Raw genomic sequence first — 19,669 nt, 5'->3', positions numbered from 1 at the left:
CGGGGCGTGTATCGTGTGAAATTGCCTAACAGCTAGCAATTCTGAGCAAGCTCAACATTTGGTCAACATCGCGGAAATATGATTCCTTCCTTGTGAACTGCGGGAAGATCATCGATGAACCTGAATGAATTGGCAGGGCTGTTCTCCGGGCTGAGCGAGACGGATCGTCCGATTCGCTTACGCCTGTCGGGTGCGCAGGCGCTATTCGATCACGTGTTACTGGTGAAAAGTGTCGCTGGCCACGAAGCACTGTGTGGTGGCCTCGAATACCGCTTGCTGTGCGTCTCGCTCGATGCCAAGTTGCCACTCAAGGAATTCATCGCCTTACCCGTCGAACTACAGTTCGTTACCGACCGTGGACAGTTGCGCTCAGTCTGTGGAATTGTCGCACAGGCGGCATCCGGAGAAAGCGACGGCGGATTGGCCACCTATCGACTCGTCGTGCGCGATGCGCTCGCCTTGATGGAGCAGCGTACGAACACCCGTGTCTTTCGAAATACTAACGAGGTAGAACTTTCCGCTGCACTGCTTGCCGAGTGGCGCGCGATAAACCCGATTCTTGCAAGCGCTTTCAGATTCGATATGTCGGGTATTGCGAACACCTACCCGGCCCGAGAATTCATTCATCAACATAATGAATCCGACGCAGCCTTCCTGCGGCGCCTCTGGAAGCGGCAAGGCATCTCCTGGTTTTTCGGCCAGAGAAAGCCGGCGATTGGGGCAGCAGCGAAGCGCCTGCGCACACGCTCGTCCTGTTCGACAGCCCACAGTGCCTGGCGCAAAACGCTGCCGGCGCCGTCCGCTTTCATGCCGATGTCGCCACTCACTCGGCAGACAGTGTGTTCGGTTGGAGCGCGGCGCGTTCCCTCAAGGCGGGAAGCATTATGCGGCAGAGCTGGGACTATCGTTCAGGTCGCATGATGTCGGCGCAGACCCCCACAGTCATGCGGCAAGGGCAAGCCGGCGACCAGTTCTCCATCAGTCTGGACGACTATCTTATCGATGCCCCGCATACCGGCGACGATCTCCGCGATTACCGCCGGCTTGGCGAGCTACGCATGCAACGGCATGAATACGAGGCCAAGTGTTTTCATGGCGAGAGCGGCGTTCGTGATTTTTGCGTTGGCGAATGGATGCGGCTTGACGGTCACCCGGAGATCGATACCCATGCATCGAGCGAGCGTGAGTTCGTCCTGACTGAATTGTCCGTGAGCGCCGAGAACAATCTTCCCAAGACGGTCGATGACAAGGTGAGGCGCTTGTTTGCCGCGAATCACTGGGATCGCGCGGCTACCTTCGCAGAATTGGACGCGGCCAGCGAACAGCGCGGCATGAAGTATACGAATCGATTTACCTGTGTACGGCGCGGAATACCAATCGTCCCCGCGTATGATCCCCGCATCGACCTGCCACGCGTTAGCTTGCAAAGCGCGATCGTGGTCGGCCCGCCTGGTGAAGAAGTGCACTGTGACGCGCTCGGACGAGTGAAATTGCGCTTCCCTGGCACCCGTGACCAAGACCACGCAAGCGGCCCGGGGGCATCCAATAGCGATGCCGATTCAGCCTGGGTACGGGTTGCCGGCCATTGGGCCGGCGACCGATGGGGAAGCATCAGCCTTCCGCGCATCGGCGACGAGGTCCTGGTCGATTTCCTGGGCGGTGACCCGGACAAGCCGGTGGTCGTTGCACAAGTCTATGGGGCAGGACAGCCGCCGGCATTCAGCCACATAGGAGAACTGCCCGGAAATCGCTTCCTCGCAGGGATCAAGAGCAAAGAAGTCAAAGGGAGCCGTTATAACCAGCTGCGACTGGACGACACGCCAGCGCAAATCAGTGCGCAGCTCGCCAGCGAACACGGACATAGCGAACTCAATCTCGGCTGGCTAAGCCGGCCTCGCATCGACGGAGAAGGCAAGGCGCGCGGTGAAGGTGCGGAGCTGCGTTCCGATCAGGTAGTGGCGATACGTGGCAAAGCTGGTGTCTTGATCAGTGCCGACGCACAGGATCGTGCTGGAGGACAGATGCTGCAGCGGGACGCCTTGGTCGATTTAACCGAGGTGCTCCAAAGTGTTCATCGGCAGTTGTCGGAGCTGTCCGAAACGCATCATGCCGATGCAACCGACGCGGTCAAACTGGACAATTTGCTTCGTCGGTTGAAATCCTGGGACGCCGGGTCGAATGTCAATCCGGGCGGCGACGCAGGCCAATCGTCGGTCGTTGCCCTCAGTGCCCCGGCGGGTATCGCCATCAACAGCCAGGACAATCTGCTACTCGGCGCACAAAGCCAGGTAGACCTCATCAGCGTAGGAAACACGCAGGTGTCAGCCGGTAAGGACCTCCTTGCACGGGCCGCGGGAAAGGTGAGCATTTTCGCGCACAAGCTCGGCATGAAAATGATCGCAGTGTCAGGAAAGCTGGAGCTGCAAACTCACAATGAGGATATCGAAGTGACCTCGGCTAAGCGCATTGTGCTGAGTGCGGCTGAGGAAATCATTCTGCAGGCCCCGAAGGTGAAATTCATGGCGAAGGGCGCGCAAGTCGACATAGGCGGAGATGCGATCGTTCAGCAGTGCAGTGGTGATCACACGATCAAGTCGGCAAAGTTTGCGCATGTAACCGGCGGCGGCGGGAGTGTAGCCGATCTCAAATTTCCGGCAAGTGAAATCAAGACGGACGAACGTATCGTGCTGTTCGATTCGCAGACCGGGCTTCCAGTCAAGGACCGGGGGTATCGCGCGGTTCTCGAGGATGGACAGGTCATCGAAGGGAGGACAGATGCGGAAGGCCGTACGTCATTGATGCAATCGGCGGCGATGGGGGAAGTGGAAATCACGATCGATCCGTTTGGCAGCACATCATGACGGTTGGAATATTGAGGAGATATCGATGACCGAACCTACTCGAAGGTTGCCCGATCCTGAGATCGGCCCTGATGGCAAACTGATTGCGAAGAGCGTTCTGACTCCAAAGGCGATGAAGACGCGTGGCGCAATTCCAGTTCCACCAAATAAGGTGATTCCAGTGATCGTCGTGCCAGGAATCATGGGTTCAAATCTGCGTGCCAACACAAACGAGAGGCTTCCCCAAAACGAGGAACTCAAGCGCGGTGATCCTGCATGGCGGCCGCCGAACGGAATCTTGGCAGGACTCGCAGAGGCGACCGAGTGGAAGGGCCGCGACCCCAGACAACGTCAGAAAATTCTCGATGGCGACACGCTGGAAGTGGATGACCAGGGACTGATCGATATCCCAGGGTATTTAAACTGGATTCCCGAACGGCGCGCGCGCCAATGGGGATGGGGCGAGGTGCATTGGGACAGTTATGGGGGGCTGCTGTGTGAACTCCAGCGCAATCTGAATAGTACCTTTACCCGTACTCGGCATCTTGGGAAAACAACACCCAATGACCATTGGGATATGGTAATGCGATACGACCGTTCTAGATGGAGCGCCGCGGATATGCCGGCGCTGACTGAAGTGGAACTAAAAAAATTCGCGGAATACCAGTATCCCGTCTATGCCTGTGGCTATAACTGGGTTCAATCTAATGAGCTGTCTGCCGAACGTTTAAAGAAAAAGGTGCTTGACGTCATCGCTTTTTGGAGTGAGCGAAAGTACGAGTGCAAACAAGTTATTTTGGTCACTCACTCGATGGGCGGATTAGTAGCACGGGCATGTGCTAAACAGATTCCAGAAAAAATAGTCGGTATCGTACACGGCGTCATGCCAGCACTAGGAGCCCCCTTATGTTATCGGCGCATTGCCTGCGGCACTGAAAGCTCTGCGCCTGGCAAGAGTTGGGATGAGAATATCGCTATGGCGAAGTTTTCCGAAATCGCCGGAGATACGACGGAAAAGACGACGCCAACGATGGCAACCGCTTGTGGTCCTTTAGAACTGCTTCCCAATCACCTTTACCCTTCGCCGTGGCTGTTTGCGTCGATGAAGGGTATTGATGGAAAAATCTCCGATCTTATCCCCCTGCACTCAGGAAATCCCTACGACTTATATCGGGATATAAAATCTTGGTATCGGCTTATCAATCCGGCGCTTGCGGACCCTGCTAAAAAATACAAAAAGAAGAAGGGTGGTGGCGTCGTTGTAGAAATTACGAAGGCGATTAATCAAGCAGAAAAATTCCACACCAAAGTGCTAGATTCTTATTATCATCCGAACACCTACGCATATTATGGGGTCGATAATGATCAATTATCTTTTGGAAAATTCTGTTGGGTAACTACTGATCAGGCGGCGGCAACAGAAGGAATAAGGAAGATTTTGCCGGCCTCGCGTCCGTCATCGCATACATTCAACGGAGGACGAAATGTCGAATTGCCTAGCCATGACAATTTCTCCGGTGGCACCATGCACTTTTTGCCATCAGAACAAGATACTGCTGGTGACGGCACCGTATCTCAATACTCAGGCGCCGGGCCACAAGGAAAAATCAAAAGATTATTCGGCACACGCGGATATGACCACCAAAGCAGCTATAAAAATGGACCAATGCTGGCACTAACTAAGCACCTTATTGTAAAGATGGCTCAGGAGGCCGCGTGAAACCATTAGGATCGGTGAGGAATTGGGTGGTCATTGGGCTGGTGATGGCGATTGTTGTGTCAGCTTGGGGACACTCGGCAATGCGTATTGATCGGGATAATGCAAAGGTGAGAGCAATGATGCAGAAAACGAAAACAGTATGTGTGGGAAGATTTTTGATCGAACTGCCAGAAAATGCAAAAGTCAGGTTTGGCACGCCGCAAATTGCGGGTGTAACAATCAATGTTGAACCAGAATATTCCGACGAACGGTTGAGGTCGGACATTGAGGAGCGCGAGAAGAAGCTTAGGGGAGAAAAAAATGAATATGGTTCTCCATCGCTTGAGAAAAAGATGATTGTGGAAGCTGTAAACTTCGAGTCAACACTATTGTATTTCGCTCGTACAAAACCGTTGGAACTCATCGAGTATGGGAAACCGGTAAAAGGGAAGGGAGACGGAATCACCGTTGAAGGTCTCGGAATAAAAAATGGAAATTTTTATAGATTCTTCGCGGACGATTTGGCTTCTCCACAAAATGAAGATAATGTCCTTGATATTGCAAAAAAATTCGAAGCGCGTAGTAACGACGGTATTCCGAGCAAGCCGGGATTCTGTATCAAAAACGGCTTAGTTCATGATCCATTGACGCCTGATGATAATGAAATGATAACGATGTTTGTATCGTTGGAAGGATATCCTGATATAGTGATAAGGCTCGACACATCAATAAATGTAGACGATATGGTAGAGTCGCTCTTCGAAAGAGAGGCTAAAAATGACATAAAGCGCGACTACGCATCTCATTTCAAGTCTTTACGATATGGGAAACGTACGCTTAACGGAATCGAAGGTGAGGAGGTCGGCGACAAGATCAAGGAGTTGAACGGCACCAGTGCGCATTCGTTCATGTGGGTTGGACTCGGTAAAATGCGCGATGTGCTTGCACCTTCGGTCACGCTCGAATTGCATACCGGCCGCGGAAGACCAGGCGAACCCCGAAATTCCAGTCTGTCTGACGAAGCTGTTCTTCAATTGTGGGATCGCATTTCGTCCAGTCTGCGTATAAGACCCACCTCGCCCACCGCCGCTGTAGCCGCTGTACCGCTAGGGGAACTCGTCCCGACAGGTAGCCCGTGTCCTCAAACTGGCTATTGGGAATGCGTAGAATCGGGTGAGGTCGAAGGCGATCCGCGCAGGTTCTTCAAGAAAGACGAACAAATGTCTCACGCCACCGTACGCGCTGAGTCGAGTTTATGGCAAAAGTTCCGCGGCGATCAGCCTGTTCGCAGACTCAGGACTACATGGAAGCTAGTCGCTTACGAAGCAATCCCGGTAGAGCAGGTAGAAACTCGGCATGAACAGCCGGTAGGCAACCTCCATGCTGGTGAGAACAGGCTGCAAGGCGCGGGATCAAGCGATGGTCCTGGCATTGCAGATTCCGGCCTTGATCAAGCTTAGTGCTTTCAGTGCATATCCTAAAACGCGTCCGGACGAAATGACCGGCGGCGTACCACGGAAATGCTTACCATGGAGCCTTGTTATGCCGAATGTGATTCGCTTGGGAGACCCAACTTCCCACGGTGGTAAAGTCGTAAAAATCTCAGCAACACATTACACGATCGAAGGCATTGCAGTGGCCCGCGTGGGAGATCTGTGCTCGTGTCCATTAATAGGGCATGAAGGGTGCACGATTGCCGAAGGCAATTCTAATCACACCGTCGAAGGCATTCCAGTTGCCTACGAAGGACATAAGACGACCTGTGGAGCAGAGTTGATCGCTAGCCAAACCATTTTCCGTGCTGGATAATTCCTCTTTGCGGATGTAGATGTGCGTAGCTGCGGTCATTACTTGCCAGATTGCGCTGCTGGAGCTAAACGGGAGCTGATTCTAAGTACCATGTGGCAGGAAGGAACAGGTTTCTCATACCATATCGATCTCTTGCCGCATCCGCCGCCGCCAGCGCAGCAAGCCTGCGGAGTAGCAAGCGAAGTAGCCGGCAGTGAGCCCCACGCACAGCATGGTCAGCGGCGAATCCGTCAGCCGCTCCGGCGCCACGCCCTTGCCCTGGTTCGAATAGATCTCGACCCCGATGTACAGGATGCGCGCCACCAGGATCATGGCCATGATGATCCCCAGGCGCGCGTTCGGCGTGAAGTAGTAGCCCTGCGGCGTATCCTCGAAGCGCGACAGCTTCAGTCCCCACACACCATAGCCGATGCCGCCCGCCGTTCCCACCAGCAGGGCCGCCAGGTTGTAGGGGTTGTCCAGCAGCTGGGCCGCCGGCACCAGGATCATGCCGCCGAACACCAGGATGGCAGTGTAGTGGCGCGAGACGATCGAGCGCTGGCGCGTCATCCGGGCGGCGATGCGGCGGTAGATGCGCCAGACCAGCAGCGGGGTCAGGACCAGCAGGGCCAGGGTGGTGATCGTGATTTCCATGGGGCGATTTTAGGTCGAAAGCGGCATTGTAATCGACAGCCCCGGCCGGCATGGCAAGCGCCGGGCGCCGAGCCGGCGTGGTAAGGTGTTCTTCCAGCCAGATCCTAGGAGAACCCGGCCATGTACACTGTTTTTCCTGTGCAAGCCCACCGCGCACCCGATCCGGTGCCGATCGAAGAACCGGCGCCCGAACCTTTCGACGCCCCCCATCCGCACCACCAGCCGGGCCACCACACGCCCGCGAACGAAGAGCCGATTCCTGACCACAAGCCCAGCTTGTTGCACTAATCAAAGGCCCAGGAGTACAGGACGTCCAGGGCGGTGTTGGTGCCGGTCTGGAACTGCAGCGTGATCCGCGGATTGAGCTTGTAGCGCAGGCGCACCAGGCTCGAGGCCGTCGTTGCGCCCTGCTCGAAGCTCAGGTAGGCGCGCGAGGAGATGCGCTTGCCCACCGTGACCACCGTTCCCTCCAGGCCCGTCGCCTGGCCGTTGGCCTGCTTCAGGCCCAGCTCGTCCACGTTGAGCGAGTTCTTGAGCTTCGAGGTGATGCCGCCGCTGCCGCCCTTGCCGCCGAGCAGGGCGCCGGCCGCTGCCGCCAGCACGTCCTTCTCGTTGCCGCTGGTGCCTTCCATGCCATGTCCCAGCACCAGCCAGGACAGCTTCTCGCTGTCCGGCACGTTCGGGGTCGACACCAGCCGCGCCTGCGGCGCCTGGGCGGTGCCGCGCACCTGCACGCCGGCTTCCACATTGGTCTCGGACAGCTGCTCGCCCTCCGGGCGCTTGCGCACCGCGAGGACGTCGAGCGCCGGGTTGTCGTAGGCGCCGCTGAAGGTGATCACGGCGCGCTCGATCGCCAGGCGCTGTCCGTAGGCGGCGTAGGTGCCTTCGGTCGCGCGGATGGTGCCGTTGACGCGCGGCGGGCGGGCGCCGGTCTTGCGCACCCGCGCGCTGCCGGCCAAGGTCGCATCGATGCCCATGCCGCGCAGTTGGAATTCGTCGCCCAGGTCGAGCCGCAGGTCGACCATCAGGGGCATCTCCTTCTCTTCATTGGACGGCACGGTCTTGACCCCGCGTCCCAGGACGATCACGTCGTCCGACATGGTCGGGCGGCCCTGGGGCGCCAGTTCGATCAGGGCGCGGTCGGTCTTGAAGCGGCCTTCGAGCTCGAAGCGGTCGGCGTCGCGCACCAGCGCGGCCTGGCCGCTGATCACCACCGTGCGGTCGGGGCGCGACAGGGCTTCCAGCTTGTTGGCCGTCAGGCGCAGGTTGGCGCCCGCCAGCCCGCTCGAGAAGCGCACGAAGCCTTCGGCCGAGGCGCTGCCCTGGCGGCCCTGGAAGGCCAGGCGCTGCAGTTCCAGGCGGTCGCCCGCGAGCTGGGCGCGCAGCTCGCCGTTCTGCAGGCGCACGCCTTGCTCGGCCCAGCGCACGGCCAGCTTGTCGCCGCTGACGGTGCCGTTCAGGCTCGGAGTGCCGATGGTGCCGCCGCCCGTGAGGGCCAGGCGCAGCGCGCCATCGAGCTCCAGCCCCGGCTGGCCCGCCAGCGGCGCCAGCCAGGCGATCGAGGCCATGTCGGCATTGGCCGACATGCGCAGCGGGCTGTCGCGGTCCAGGCGGCCGCGCAGCAGCTGGGCATTGGCTTCGAGGTTGGCGCGGCCGGTGCGGGCGCCGTCGAGGTCGAGGCGCACCCGCAGCTTGCTGCCGACTACGTTGGCGCTGGCCTCGAACTGGCGCAGCCCCAGGGCGACCGGCGTATCTCCGCCCAGGATGGCGTCGCCGCGCTCGCGGAACACGCGTACATTGCCGTCCAGGGCAGGGGCGCCGCCGGCCACCGCCGGGGCGCGCAGGTCGAGCGCCCACTGCGCGCCCAGGGTCAGGTCGCCGCGCGCGTTGTCGCGTATCGCCGGCGAGAACTGGGCCAGCCAGGTCAGCGGCACGTTGTCGGCGTGGCCGCGGCTGGTCCAGCGCGGGCCGTTCTTGGCGAGGGTGTCGATTGTGACGCTGCCCGAGGGCAGCTTGACCACGGCGCCATTGAAGGCAATGCGTTCCGGCGTGGCCAGGCCCAGGATGCCGGAGCCCGGCGCGCCGGCGATGCGCAGCGGCACCGGGGCGGCCAGGCTCATGGCGTAGCGGCCGCGGTTCTGCAGCTGGGCCAGAGTGCCGTTCCAGGTGTCGCCGGCCAGGCCGCCGCGCACTTCGGTATTCGCATCGAAGGCCTCGCCGCGCGCCGCCAGGCGCAAAATATGGGCGCCGCGCGTGCCTTCCGATTGCAGGCGCAGGCTCGCCACGCGGGTCTCGCCGCTGGCGTAGTCCTGCACCTGGACGTCGGTCACGAAGGGATCGCGCGCCCCGCGCCCGGCGCCCAGGTTGGCGCTGGCGCGCAGCGAGCGCAGCGTGTGCGTGCCGAGCAGCTTCAGGTTCTGGCCGTCGAGCGAGGCGCTCAGGGACGGCGTGTCCATGGTGCCGGACAGGGTGCCGGCGCCGCGCAGCGCGCCGCCGTAGTCGGGACCGAGGGCCGCCAGCTGAGGCGCGTCGATGCGCCAGTCCAGGCGGTCGCTGCCTGCGCCGAAACTGCCGCGCGCGTTCACGATGTTGGGCCCCACATGCAGGTCGATGTCGGCATTCGACACATGGCGCCGGTCGGCCGCCAGTTTGGCATGGCCCCAGAAGGGCGACTTCGACAGGGTCGAATCCCGTACCCGCAGGTCGAGCGCGCCGCGCCAGTCCTTGCCGGCGCGGCCACTGGCATCAAAACTGGCATTGATGTCGCCGGCCAGGGGCGAACCGAACGCGGCCGGGTTGAAGCGCTGGGCCGTGCCGCTGGCCTTGATCTCGAGGGCCTTGGCGCTAGTCGTGCCAACTGCGGGCCCGGCGAGCCAGGCGTCGCCGCTGGCGCGCAGGCGGCCCGCATTGCCCTGGCGCTGCTTCGGCGCCCAGCCCAGGCCTTGGGCGTCGAGGTCGAAGCTGGTGCGCGGGGCCGCCATGGTGCCGGTAGCCACGCCGCTAGCCGTCACCGCGCCGTACAGGTCGGCGCGTACGGCGGCCAGGTCGCGTCCGTCCACGCGCCATTGCAGCTTGTCGCCCGCGCCGCCGAAGGCGCCGTCCAGGGCGACCGTGTTGCGGCCCAGGGCCAGGTCGGCGTCGATGCCGCTGATGCGCCTGGCGTTGGCATGCAGCTTGCCGCTGCCGCTCAGCGCCTGGCCGAGCAGGCGGCTGCGGCGCACGGCGAAATCGGCGTCCACGCGCCAGGCGGGCGCCAGCGCGCCGGCCGCGTTGACGCTGGCGTTGATGTCGGCTTCCGGATAATCGCCCAGGGAGGATGGATCGAAGCGGCTGGTGCTCACGACGCCCTTGAAGGCCTTGTCGCCGGTGAGCTTCATGCTGCCGCTGGCGTTGACGCTTCCCGCGCCGGCCGACAGGCGCGCTTCGCGCAGGGTCAGCACATTGTTCTCCAGGGTGGCCAGGGCGGCCAGGCGCATGCCCTTGTCCAGCAGGTTCGCTTCCAGGGTCTGGCGCGTGGCTTCGTTGGTGAGCTGGATGTCGCCGCGGATCGCCGTCGGCTTCATGCTGGCGTGGATGCCTTTCAGGTCGAAGCGCTCGGTGTGCAGGGCGAAGCGGGCGGTACCCAGGCCTTTCGCATCCTTGCCGCGTTCGACGCCGCCCTTGCCCGTGAAGCGGCCTGCCGCGCCGAAGTCGAGCAGCACATCCGAGACCTGGAGCGCGTCCAGGCTGCCCCCCAGCTGGCCGCGCATGGTGCGCAGCGGCAGGCGCTGCTGGTCGATGGTGCCGGCCGGGCCGTCGTTGACGAGGTCCACCCGGCCGCTGATGTTGCGCTTGTCGTCCAGCTTGCCGCTGACGGCCAGGGTCAGGTCCGCGGTCGGCAGGGAAGGATTGAAGAAGCCGGGGTCGATATTGCGCGCGTTGATGCGCACGGCGCGCAGCGGAATGGGGGCGAAGGGCGACAACTCCAGCCGGCCTTCGCCGGCGGCGCGTCCGGCCTGGCCGCTGGCGTCCACCAGGGTGGTGTTCAGGTCGCCGCCGACTTTCAATTTCAGCTGGGCCGCTCTCTTATTTGGCAAACCCTCGGCTTGCGCCGCGGATTGCGTGAAACTGCCGGCGCCATCGAGCTTGAAGGGCCGTTGCGCACCGACGCTGGCATTGGCCGCCACCAGGCCCCAGGGCGTGGCGGCGCTGGCGTCGCGCAGCACCCAGCTCCGCTTGTCGCCCTTGAGCTTGAGGCGGATGTCGTCGATGCGGGTTTCGGCGCCCTTGCTGACAAACGTCGCCCGCGCCAGGCGCGCGTCGTTGATGGCGATCGGGAAGGGCGGAGCGAGCGAGGCCGGCATGGTGGTGGGCTCCTCGCTTTCCTTCAGGGTTTCCATGCGCAGGCTGGCCGCATGCAGGCTGTCGACCAGGACCCCGCTGGAGACGATCTGGCGCGGCGACCATTGCAGGTCGATCTTGTCGGCCACCACCAGCCGCTCGTCGGTGCGCCAGACGATGCGGTCGATGTGCATGGCGCCGTACAGCGAGCCCGACACGCCGGTCATGGTGAGCTTGCCGCCGCTGGCCTTGGCCACGCGCTGGGCGATCATCTGCAGGGTGGTCTCGCGCCCCAGGTACCACAGGGCGCCGCCGACCAGCACGCCGGTGACGGCGACGCCGATCGCCACGCGGCGCGGCCACTTGCGCTTGCGCGGCGCCGGGCCTGAAGCGCCTGGCGTGCTGTCGGAAGGAGTGTCCTTGGTATCCATCAGAAGGTGAACCCGAGTGAGAAATGCAGGCGCGCCTTGCGCACCGCGTGCCCATAGGCCAGGTCGACGTTGATCGGACCGACCGGGCTGCGCCAGCGCGCGCCGACGCCGTAGCCCGCCTTTGGATTCAGGTCGCCCACCTTGTCGGCCGCGTTGCCGACGTCGTAGAACACGGCCACTCCCCAGGGAGGACGGAACCAGTACTGGTATTCGGCACCAGCGGTGGCCAGGTACTTGCCGCCGACGATGGCGCCGTTCTCGCGCACGCCCAGCTCGCGGTAGCCATAGCCGCGCACCGACTGGTCGCCGCCGGCGCGGAACAGGAAGGTGGAGGGTACGCCCAGTTTCTCCTTGGACGCCACCGCGCCGAATTCGCCGCGCAGCACCAGGGTACCGGTTTCGCCCAGCGGCTTGAAGGCCTGGCCGCGCAGGTAGAGGCGCAGGAATTTTTCGTCGGTCAGGATCGGCAGCAGGGCGCCGCCCAGCTGGCCGCTCAGCACATAGCCGTTGGTCGGCTGGATCAGGCTGTCCAGCTTGCGCCGCGTGATGCTGTAGGTGAGCGGCAGGCTGCGCGTGCGGGTCGAGGGCGCGGGCGGCACTTCGCGTTCCTCGGTCAGCGCTTCCAGGGTCAGGCTGCGTTCCAGCAGCGGCGTGCCCCAGCTGCGCCGTGCGGCCACCGTGGCCAGGGTGGTGATCTCGCCGCGCACGTCGTTGCGCTCGATGCCGGCGCCGACGCTGTCGTTGTAGCCCTTGGGCGTGGTCGGCCAATAGAAATCGACGCGCGCGGTCTGGCGCTTTTGTTCGTACAGGATGTCGCTCTTCATGCGCTTGCCCAGCACGTTCAGGTCGTCGTAGCTGAGCTGGGCGCGCCCGCCTGTGTCGGTCGAGAAGCCGACGCCGACCTCGACGTGCTTGCGCTTGTTCTCGGTCACGCGCACCAGCACCGGCAGCACGGTGGGGCCGATCGGCGTCTGCGGGCTGGAGGCGCCGTCCTCGTCGCCGTCCTTCAAATCTTCCAGCTCGGCGTTGAGCACGGCGCGCATGTCGGCGCTCACTTCGACGCTGCTGAAATAACCGGTGTCCTGCAGGCGCGACTGGAGGGCCTGGAGCGCGGCTTCGCTGTACTCGTCGCCCGGCTTGATCTGGTTCAGGTTGGTGATCACGTTGCGCGAATAGCGCTTGAGGCCGCGGATGCGCAGCTCGCCGAAGCGCATTTCGGGGCCGCTGTCGATCACGACGCGCAGCAGGGCGCGGTGTTCGTCCGGGTCGACCGTGGCGCTGGTCTCGACCAGCTGGGCGCGCGGGAAGCGGGTCTGGGCCACGTCGCGCAGCAGGGCGCGCTTGGCGGCTTCCCAGTCGCCCTGGACGAAGCGGGCGCCGACCGGCAGGCTCCAGCGCTGGCGCAGGGCGTTGGCGTCGAAAGGCGCGGCGCCCTTGTCGAAGGGGACGAAGCCGCGCAGTACCAGGTCGACGTCGCCGACCAGCACCGGCTGGCCCGGGTCGACGATCACGCGCGCCACCGGGCGGCTGCCGCTGGTGTCGAGACCGGCCGAGACGGTGGGCGAGTAATAGCCTTCCGTGGCGACCAGGGTCTTGACCTGTTCAGGCGCTTCCTTGACCAGGCGCTGCAGCTGCTCCAGGTCGACGCGGGAGTTGCCGCGCCAGCGCATCAGGTCGAGGTTATCTTCCAGCAGTTCCTCGAGCCGGCGCGGCGCATCGATGCGCACCGTGTAGTCGACCCCCTGGGTATCTCCCTGCGCCGCCGCTGCCGAGACGAACAACAGGGCGCCAATGCCAAGCATGAGGCGTGGCACGGGGCAGGGACGGGTGATCGATCTTTCAGGAAACATACGACTCCAGTGAGAATTCTTTCGGCATCTTAATAGATAGTCAAAATCGATGGCGAACAGTTAACTGTAGAGTGCGGGGTGGGGCGCGACCGTGCGTCGGCACACGGTGCGCCGGATTTGTGCCAGAATCCGTGGTTTTCCGCGCCCGCTCGGGCACCATCTCTTTCCAGACCATGAACACGCCATCCCAAGACACCGCACTCGTCCTGTTCAGCGGCGGCCAGGACTCCACCACCTGCCTCGCCTGGGCCCTGCAACGCTATGCCCGCGTGGAGACGATCGGCTTCGACTATGGCCAGCGCCACGCGATCGAGCTCGAAGTGCGTCCGACCCTGCTGGCCAAGTTGCGCGCGCTGGACCCGGAATGGGATGCGCGCCTGGGCGAGGACCACATGATCGACCTGGCGCTGATCGGCAAGATCTCGGACACGGCCCTGACCAGCAACGTGGAGATCGCGATGCAGGAGAACGGCCTGCCGAATACCTTCGTGCCGGGCCGGAACCTGCTGTTCATGACGGTGGCCGCCACCGTCGCCTACCGCCGCGGCCTGAACGTGCTGGTGGGCGGCATGTGCGAGACCGATTTCTCGGGCTATCCGGACTGCCGCGACGACACCATGAAGGCGATGCAGGTGGCCCTGAACCTGGGCATGGCCACGCGCCTGAAGGTCGAGACGCCGCTGATGTGGATCGACAAGGCCCAGACCTGGGAGCTGGCCGAGCAGGAAGGCGGCGAGGCCCTGGTGGACCTGGTCCGCTTCGACACCCACACCTGCTACCTGGGCGAGCGCGGCGCCGCCCACGACTGGGGCCATGGCTGCGGCGCCTGCCCGGCCTGCGCGCTGCGCGCGCGCGGCTACGCCCAGTACAAGGCAAGCAAAGAAGGCTGACACCGGAGGCCCTCGTGCGCCTGGCCATCCTCACCGACCTGCACGCAAACCGCGAGGCGCTCGAGGCTTGCCTGGCGCATGCCGGACGCCAGCGCGCCGACCAATATGCCTTCCTGGGCGACCTGGTGGGCTACGGGGGCGATCCCGGCTGGGTGGTCGACACCGTGATGGAGCATGTGGCGCGCGGCGCGCTGGCGGTGCAGGGCAACCACGACTACGCCGCGACCCACGCCGAACGTCCCGGCATGCAGCTGGAAGCGCTGCAGGCGCTCGAATGGACGCGCGCCCAGCTCTCTCCTGAACAAAAGGACTTCCTGGCGCGGCTGCCGCTCATGCAGCAGTATGGCGACGCGCTGCTGGTGCACGCCAGCGCCTGGCGTCCGGAGAAATGGGAGTACGTGACCGGCCCGGAGCAGGCCGCGCGCAGCTTGGGGGCGACGGCCAGCCGCCTGGTGTTCTCGGGCCACGTGCACGTTCCGGCGCTGTACCGGCGCGCCGACGATGGCCGCATGGGCAGCCACCTGCCGGCCGCGGGCAGCTCCATCGTGCTGGATCCGCGCCACCGCTACCTGGCGATCGTCGGCGCGGCGGGGCAGCCGCGCGACGCGGACAATGCGGCCTGCTATGCGCTGTTCGACGACGCCACGCGCGAGCTATGTTTTTACCGCGTGGCCTACGACCACGGCGCGGCGGCGCGTAAGGTGATCGCGGCGGGGCTGCCGCTGGTGTTCGCGATGCGGCTGATCGAGGGGATTTGACCTACCCTCGTAGGGTTGGCGGCTCTGCCGCCGACGCGGCGGTGGTTAGCGGCTCCGTTTTCGCGCACGAACGGGCGGACGCAAGTTGAACGCGTCGGCGGCGAAGCCGCCAACCCTACAGTGGGCGAATCAGCAGTAGCGCCGCACCAGCCCCGGCACCGCCTCCTGCTCCACCGGAGGACTGAACAGGAAGCCCTGGAATTCGTCGCAATCCATCTCGCGCAGGATTGCCAGCTGTTCCGGCGTCTCCACCCCTTCGGCCACCACCTTGAGCTTGAGCCCGCGCGCCAGGTTGATGATCGACAGGGCGATGGCGGCGCTGTCGCCGTCGCGGTCGAGGTCGCGCACGAAGGCGCGGTCCACCTTCAGGCGCGCCACCGGGAAGCGCTTCAGGTAAGCCAGGCTCGAATAACCGGTGCCGAAATCGTCGATCGACAGCTCGACCCCGAGCGCGCGGATCTCGTGCATCAGCGCGTCGACTTCGTCTTCGCGGCTCATGAGAGCGGTCTCGGTGATCTCCAGTTCCAGGCAGCCGCTCCCGATGCCGTGGCGCGCCAGGCAGCCGCGCACGGTGTCGAGCAGGTCTTTCTGATAGAACTGGCGCGGCGACAGGTTGACCGCCACCCGCACCGGCCGTCCCAGCTGCTCGCGCCAGTCGCGCATCAGGCGGCAGGTTTCCTCGAGCGCCCAGGCGCCCATCGGGATGATCAGGCCGGTGCGCTCGGCGATCGGGATGAACTGGACCGGCGAGACCTCGCCCAGCTCGGGGCTGGTCCAGCGCATCAGGGCTTCGAAGCCGACCACCTGTTCGCCGTCGATGGTGACCTTGGGCTGGAACACCAGGCGCAGTTCGCGCCTTTCCAGCGCGCGCCGCAGGTGGGCTTCGACGGTCAGGCGCTGGTCCAGGCTGGCGTGCATGCTGGACGAGAAGAAGTGGACCGCCTCGCCGACCTCGATGCCGTGGCCGCTGCAGGCGTTCTGCGCCGCGCGGTACAGTTCGTCGGCGCTGCGTCCGTCCTGGGGGAACATCGCCACGCCCAGCACCGGCTCCAGGTAGAAGTCGCGGCCGTCGATGGCGAGTGGTCCCGACAGCATGTCGTGCACCTGCATGGCGAAGCGCTCGATCGCGCCGCGGTTGGCGGCGTCGAGCAGGAAGGCGAATTCGGCGCCGCGGATACGCGCCACGACCCCTGGACTTGCGCCGGCTTCCTCGTCGCCGCCGGCCGCGCGCAGCTGGTCGCCGATGTGGCGCAGGGCGCGATCGGCGGCGTCGCGCCCGAGCAGGTCGACGACTTCGTGCATGCGCTGGAAAACCAGCACCATGGTCGCCAGGTTGCGTTCGCCCGCCGCCGCCCCGGCCAGGCGCGCTTCCAGCAGGCGCCAGAACTGGTTCTGGTTCGGCAAGCCGGTGAGCGCGTCGAATTCGGCCAGGTAGGCCAGGCGCGCCTCTGCCCGTTCGCGCTCGGTGATGTCGGTCAGGACCGTCACCAGCTGCGGGTCGCCGCCCTCGCCGGTGAGGCGGCTGGTCAGTTCGATGACGGTGCGCGCCTCGCCGCCGCCGTCGCGCATGGCGCCGATCGATTCCACGCTGCGCCCCCCTTTCAGCACGGCCGCGTAGCGCCGTTCGCGTTCCTCGCCCTGTTGGCCCAGCACGCCGCGCTCGTCCTGGTCCATCAGTTCCTCGGGCGTCTTGCCGACCAGGCGGCCAAAGGCCTCATTGGCCAGCACGATGCGGCGCGCGCGGTCCAGCACCCAGATCGGCGCGCCGACCGCGTTGATCAGGGACGACAGATAGTCGAAGCGCCGCGCCAGCCGCGCTTCGCTGGCCGAGAGCAGCTCGATCAGGCGGAACTGGCGGCGCGAATCGCGTCCCACGCGCCAGGCCAGCAGCGACAGCACCGCCGACAGGAGCAGGTAGAAGGCCAGCGCCGTCCACAGCGTGTCGTACCAGGCGTCCAGCGCGGCGTCCCGGTTCAGGCCCGTGATGATCACCAGCGGAAAGCCTTCCACCGTATCGTAGCCGTATAGGCGTGCGATGCCGTCGAGCGGGCTGGCGGCTTCGATGCTGCCGCGCGGCGCACGCGGCAGGTAGGTGCTGAACAAGGGTGTGTCGAGGAAGGAGCGGCCGATGCCTTGCGGGTAGGAGGGCCCCCGGATCAGCATGGTGCCGTCGCGGTGGAACAGCGTCACCGAGCCGCCGGGACCGAGGTCGATCAACTGGTAGATCTTGTCGAAGTGGGCCGAGTCCACTTGCGCCACGACGCTGCCGACGCGCCGCATGGCCTTGTCCGTGACCTGGCGCGTGAAGGTGATCACGCCGCGCCCGTTGCCGCGCTCCACGGTGGCGATGGCGATCTGAGGATTCGGGCTGCCCGGAGCCGCCGTGGACGCGGGCAATGCCAGGGCGACGGCGTCGTCGGCGCGGGCATCGGCCAGCAGCTTGCCGTTCGCATCGAAGGCGGCGATGCGGAGCAGATAGGTGTGGGCCGGGCCAGCGCTTTCTTCGGCCAGCAGGCGCTCGAGCGCGGCCGGATCGCGGCGCATGGCGCTGGCGGCGCGTTGCAGCGCGCCATCGACGGCCTGGGCGACGCTCGTGGTCTGGGCGGCGAAAATCACCGCGATGTTGCGCAGGTTGGTCTTTTGTTCGCGAACGGTGTCGTCATAGCTGGCGTACAGCATCGACGCTGTCACCATGCCCAGGGCGGCAATCAGGCCGGCCGTGATGATCATCAGCCGGGCAAGCGGATAGGGGCGGGTTGTCGGTGGAGCTGGGTGATCCGTTTTTTGCATGCCTTGTCTGCGCAAGAGGGTCGGTCGACCAGTGTCCCGATTCTACCTTGCTGCATGTGGGCACGGCCGCGCAGATGCATCATTTTTTGCACGCAAGAAAAAGGCCGGGATCAACCCGGCCATGAAGGAGGAGTGAACCAGTAGTCAAGCGGCTGCGGGGGCGACTGGTTTGGACAGGCGCGCCTTGCGCGAGCGGCTCACCAGGTACCAGACCAGGGCCAGCGGCAGCAGCAGGGGCAGCAGCAGCGGCGAGACCAGCACCGCCAGCGACACCGCGCCGAGGCCGAGGGCGCCGAGCAGGATCACGCCGACGCCGGCGAAGACCACCGCCAGCACCACGCCGACCACCAGCGTGACCAGCAGGCCGAGCAGGGCGCCGCCGCCCGCCAGCATCATGCCGAGCAGGGCGCCGAAGGGACCGTCGAATTCCTCGCCGTCGATGTTCAGGTGCATGCCGGCGTCAAGCATGTCCCAGAGCAGCAGGGCAAACAGGGCGATCAGCAGGTAGGGGGCGTACTTTTTCATGGCGGTCCTCTTCAGGTTGTTGGTCATCGCGTTATCGCTTTGCATGGTGCCAATGTAGGCGCGCGCGCCGGGACGGGCCATCGGAATGCGACAAAACGCACAATTTGCGGGCCAAACGGCCGGCGCACGCGACAGGCGGTTTTGCCCACGGGCAGGCCGGATTTTTCCTTGCAATGCCCAGATTGTTTCCTATACTGACAGCCTGCTCTGTGACAGGGGGATCCTATGCAAGCTGTGTTTCATGGAATCCGGGACCACCTGGCTGAACCGCTTCCGGTACTGGCCAACAGCGGCCCCAAAGGCCCGCCATCGGCGCCGCCTACCATACCGCCGATCATCATCAACCCCTTCAATCGGCACACCCCGTCGCCGGCCATCGACCCGCGGCCGGTGCCGCCCGGCCCGCCTGTACGCCCGCCACGTGGGCCGGACTGGCGCTGCCCGCGCGTCGCCCGCTAACCGCGGCGCGCGCCGGTCGGCCCGCACGAAGCGGGCTTCGCCGGTTTCCTCTATGATCTCGGCTTTGGGCCGCGGCCCACCGAAGGAAACCGACAAATGAACGACGACATCCACGATCACGACGCCGAAGACGGCGGCCCCGTCCAGGAAGCCCGCCTGTGGCAGGGCAATGGCTGGACGGCGCGTGTCATCAAGAACGAAGACGACGAAGGCTGGGCCGTGGCGATGTACAAGGACGGCGAACCGGAACCGGCCCTGGTCGGTCCCTGGACCATGGGACGCGACAAGAAGAATCCCAAGCCGCTCGACGTCAACGCTTTCAATACCCTGATCAAGACGGCTTCGGAAGTCATCCGTCGCCACGAGCAGCACCTGCACGCGATCTTGCACAAGAGCACAGTGGTCTCGACCGGACAGGGCGAGCTCAAGGTGACCTTGGACATCGTGCCGGACGACGACGACCCCTATGGCATGCTGGCCGCGACCGACGAGATGGGCGAGCAGGTGGCGAAGGTGCGCGTGCCCGCCAGTTTCAAGCTGACCCCGGCGTCGGCCGAGGCCTGGGTCGAGGGCGGCTTCCGCGCCCCGCGCGCCTGAACTCCTCGAGCGTAATAAGAGTCTGCAATAAGCCACATCCGGGGCCGCCGGACTCCTCCGGCGCGGCC

Annotated in this window: 13 protein-coding genes and 1 pseudogene; 9 read left to right on the top strand and 5 right to left on the bottom strand. The window is 64.1% G+C overall.

Annotation, left to right across the window (positions count from 1 at the left end; translation table 11 throughout):
- Positions 1–114 precede the first annotated feature (114 nt).
- The 5 genes and pseudogenes from V7778_RS11440 to V7778_RS11420 all read left to right on the top strand — a co-directional run.
- A pseudogene (locus V7778_RS11440) lies at positions 115–648 on the top strand (contractile injection system protein, VgrG/Pvc8 family); the annotation flags it as partial.
- Positions 639–2,861 (top strand): type VI secretion system Vgr family protein, encoded by a 2,223-nt coding sequence (locus tag V7778_RS11435; protein WP_335555352.1) that lies wholly within the window; start codon positions 639–641, stop codon positions 2,859–2,861. The pseudogene V7778_RS11440 and the gene V7778_RS11435, both read left to right, overlap by 10 nt.
- A gap of 25 nt (positions 2,862–2,886) precedes the next feature.
- Positions 2,887–4,560, top strand: a complete 1,674-nt coding sequence (locus V7778_RS11430) for an esterase/lipase family protein (protein ID WP_335555259.1) — start codon at positions 2,887–2,889, stop codon at positions 4,558–4,560.
- A complete protein-coding gene (locus V7778_RS11425; RefSeq protein ID WP_335555257.1) occupies positions 4,557–5,999 on the top strand; it encodes a T6SS immunity protein Tli4 family protein in 1,443 nt (480 codons plus the stop codon). The genes V7778_RS11430 and V7778_RS11425 overlap by 4 nt, the downstream gene beginning before the upstream one ends.
- A gap of 82 nt (positions 6,000–6,081) precedes the next feature.
- Positions 6,082–6,348 carry a PAAR domain-containing protein gene (locus V7778_RS11420; protein WP_335555350.1) on the top strand — a complete coding sequence of 89 codons (267 nt, stop codon included), beginning with the start codon at positions 6,082–6,084 and terminating at the stop codon, positions 6,346–6,348.
- 114 nt (positions 6,349–6,462) lie between these two features.
- On the opposite strand, the gene V7778_RS11415 is transcribed toward V7778_RS11420, so the two are convergent.
- The gene (locus tag V7778_RS11415; RefSeq protein ID WP_335555255.1) at positions 6,463–6,981 is read right to left on the bottom strand and encodes a hypothetical protein; all 519 of its coding nucleotides are present in this window, start codon (positions 6,979–6,981) and stop codon (positions 6,463–6,465) included.
- 120 nt (positions 6,982–7,101) lie between these two features.
- Between V7778_RS11415 and V7778_RS11410 the strand changes: the two genes are divergently transcribed.
- Positions 7,102–7,269, top strand: coding sequence for a hypothetical protein (locus V7778_RS11410; protein WP_335555253.1), 168 nt, complete (start codon positions 7,102–7,104; stop codon positions 7,267–7,269).
- On the opposite strand, the gene V7778_RS11405 is transcribed toward V7778_RS11410, so the two are convergent.
- Positions 7,266–11,732, bottom strand: a complete 4,467-nt coding sequence (locus tag V7778_RS11405; protein ID WP_335555251.1) for a translocation/assembly module TamB domain-containing protein — start codon at positions 11,730–11,732, stop codon at positions 7,266–7,268. The two genes, V7778_RS11410 and V7778_RS11405, sit on opposite strands and share 4 nt — an antisense overlap.
- Positions 11,732–13,534 (bottom strand): autotransporter assembly complex protein TamA, encoded by a 1,803-nt coding sequence (locus V7778_RS11400; protein ID WP_335555249.1) that lies wholly within the window; start codon positions 13,532–13,534, stop codon positions 11,732–11,734. Before V7778_RS11400 ends, V7778_RS11405 begins: the two co-directional genes overlap by 1 nt.
- A 221-nt stretch (positions 13,535–13,755) precedes the next feature.
- Between V7778_RS11400 and queC the strand changes: the two genes are divergently transcribed.
- Complete coding sequence (gene queC / locus V7778_RS11395; protein ID WP_335555247.1) at positions 13,756–14,472, top strand: 7-cyano-7-deazaguanine synthase QueC; 717 nt, start codon at positions 13,756–13,758, stop codon at positions 14,470–14,472.
- 14 nt (positions 14,473–14,486) lie between these two features.
- Positions 14,487–15,230 (top strand): metallophosphoesterase family protein, encoded by a 744-nt coding sequence (locus V7778_RS11390; RefSeq protein ID WP_335555245.1) that lies wholly within the window; start codon positions 14,487–14,489, stop codon positions 15,228–15,230.
- 129 nt (positions 15,231–15,359) lie between these two features.
- Here the strand turns inward: V7778_RS11390 and V7778_RS11385 are convergent, their stop codons facing one another.
- Both V7778_RS11385 and V7778_RS11380 read right to left on the bottom strand, forming a co-directional pair.
- A complete protein-coding gene (locus V7778_RS11385) occupies positions 15,360–17,960 on the bottom strand; it encodes a bifunctional diguanylate cyclase/phosphodiesterase (RefSeq protein ID WP_335555243.1) in 2,601 nt (866 codons plus the stop codon).
- 204 nt (positions 17,961–18,164) lie between these two features.
- On the bottom strand, positions 18,165–18,545 hold the full coding sequence (locus V7778_RS11380) for a hypothetical protein (RefSeq protein WP_335555242.1): 381 nt from the start codon (positions 18,543–18,545) through the stop codon (positions 18,165–18,167).
- 555 nt (positions 18,546–19,100) lie between these two features.
- Between V7778_RS11380 and V7778_RS11375 the strand changes: the two genes are divergently transcribed.
- Positions 19,101–19,601 carry a hypothetical protein gene (locus V7778_RS11375; RefSeq protein WP_335555240.1) on the top strand — a complete coding sequence of 167 codons (501 nt, stop codon included), beginning with the start codon at positions 19,101–19,103 and terminating at the stop codon, positions 19,599–19,601.
- Positions 19,602–19,669: the final 68 nt, after the last annotated feature.

Origin of the sequence: Massilia sp. DD77, from assembly GCF_036961685.1 — a bacterium.
In the GTDB taxonomy this organism is placed as follows: domain Bacteria; phylum Pseudomonadota; class Gammaproteobacteria; order Burkholderiales; family Burkholderiaceae_D; genus Telluria.
The sequence above is the reverse complement of the archived record's forward strand: the minus strand, read 5'-3'. Positions and strand labels throughout refer to the sequence as shown.

Excerpts from the sequence above, each read along its gene's own strand:
- V7778_RS11430 (WP_335555259.1), top strand. The coding sequence starts at position 2,887 with ATGACCGAACCTACTCGAAGGTTGCCCGATCCTGAGATCGGCCCTGAT.
- V7778_RS11420 (WP_335555350.1), top strand. The coding sequence starts at position 6,082 with ATGCCGAATGTGATTCGCTTGGGAGACCCAACTTCCCACGGTGGTAAA.
- V7778_RS11415 (WP_335555255.1), bottom strand. The coding sequence starts at position 6,981 with ATGGAAATCACGATCACCACCCTGGCCCTGCTGGTCCTGACCCCGCTG.
- V7778_RS11410 (WP_335555253.1), top strand. The coding sequence starts at position 7,102 with ATGTACACTGTTTTTCCTGTGCAAGCCCACCGCGCACCCGATCCGGTG.
- V7778_RS11405 (WP_335555251.1), bottom strand. The coding sequence starts at position 11,732 with ATGGATACCAAGGACACTCCTTCCGACAGCACGCCAGGCGCTTCAGGC.
- V7778_RS11400 (WP_335555249.1), bottom strand. The coding sequence starts at position 13,534 with ATGCTTGGCATTGGCGCCCTGTTGTTCGTCTCGGCAGCGGCGGCGCAG.
- queC (WP_335555247.1), top strand. The coding sequence starts at position 13,756 with ATGAACACGCCATCCCAAGACACCGCACTCGTCCTGTTCAGCGGCGGC.
- V7778_RS11385 (WP_335555243.1), bottom strand. The coding sequence starts at position 17,960 with ATGATCATCACGGCCGGCCTGATTGCCGCCCTGGGCATGGTGACAGCG.
- V7778_RS11380 (WP_335555242.1), bottom strand. The coding sequence starts at position 18,545 with ATGAAAAAGTACGCCCCCTACCTGCTGATCGCCCTGTTTGCCCTGCTG.
- V7778_RS11375 (WP_335555240.1), top strand. The coding sequence starts at position 19,101 with ATGAACGACGACATCCACGATCACGACGCCGAAGACGGCGGCCCCGTC.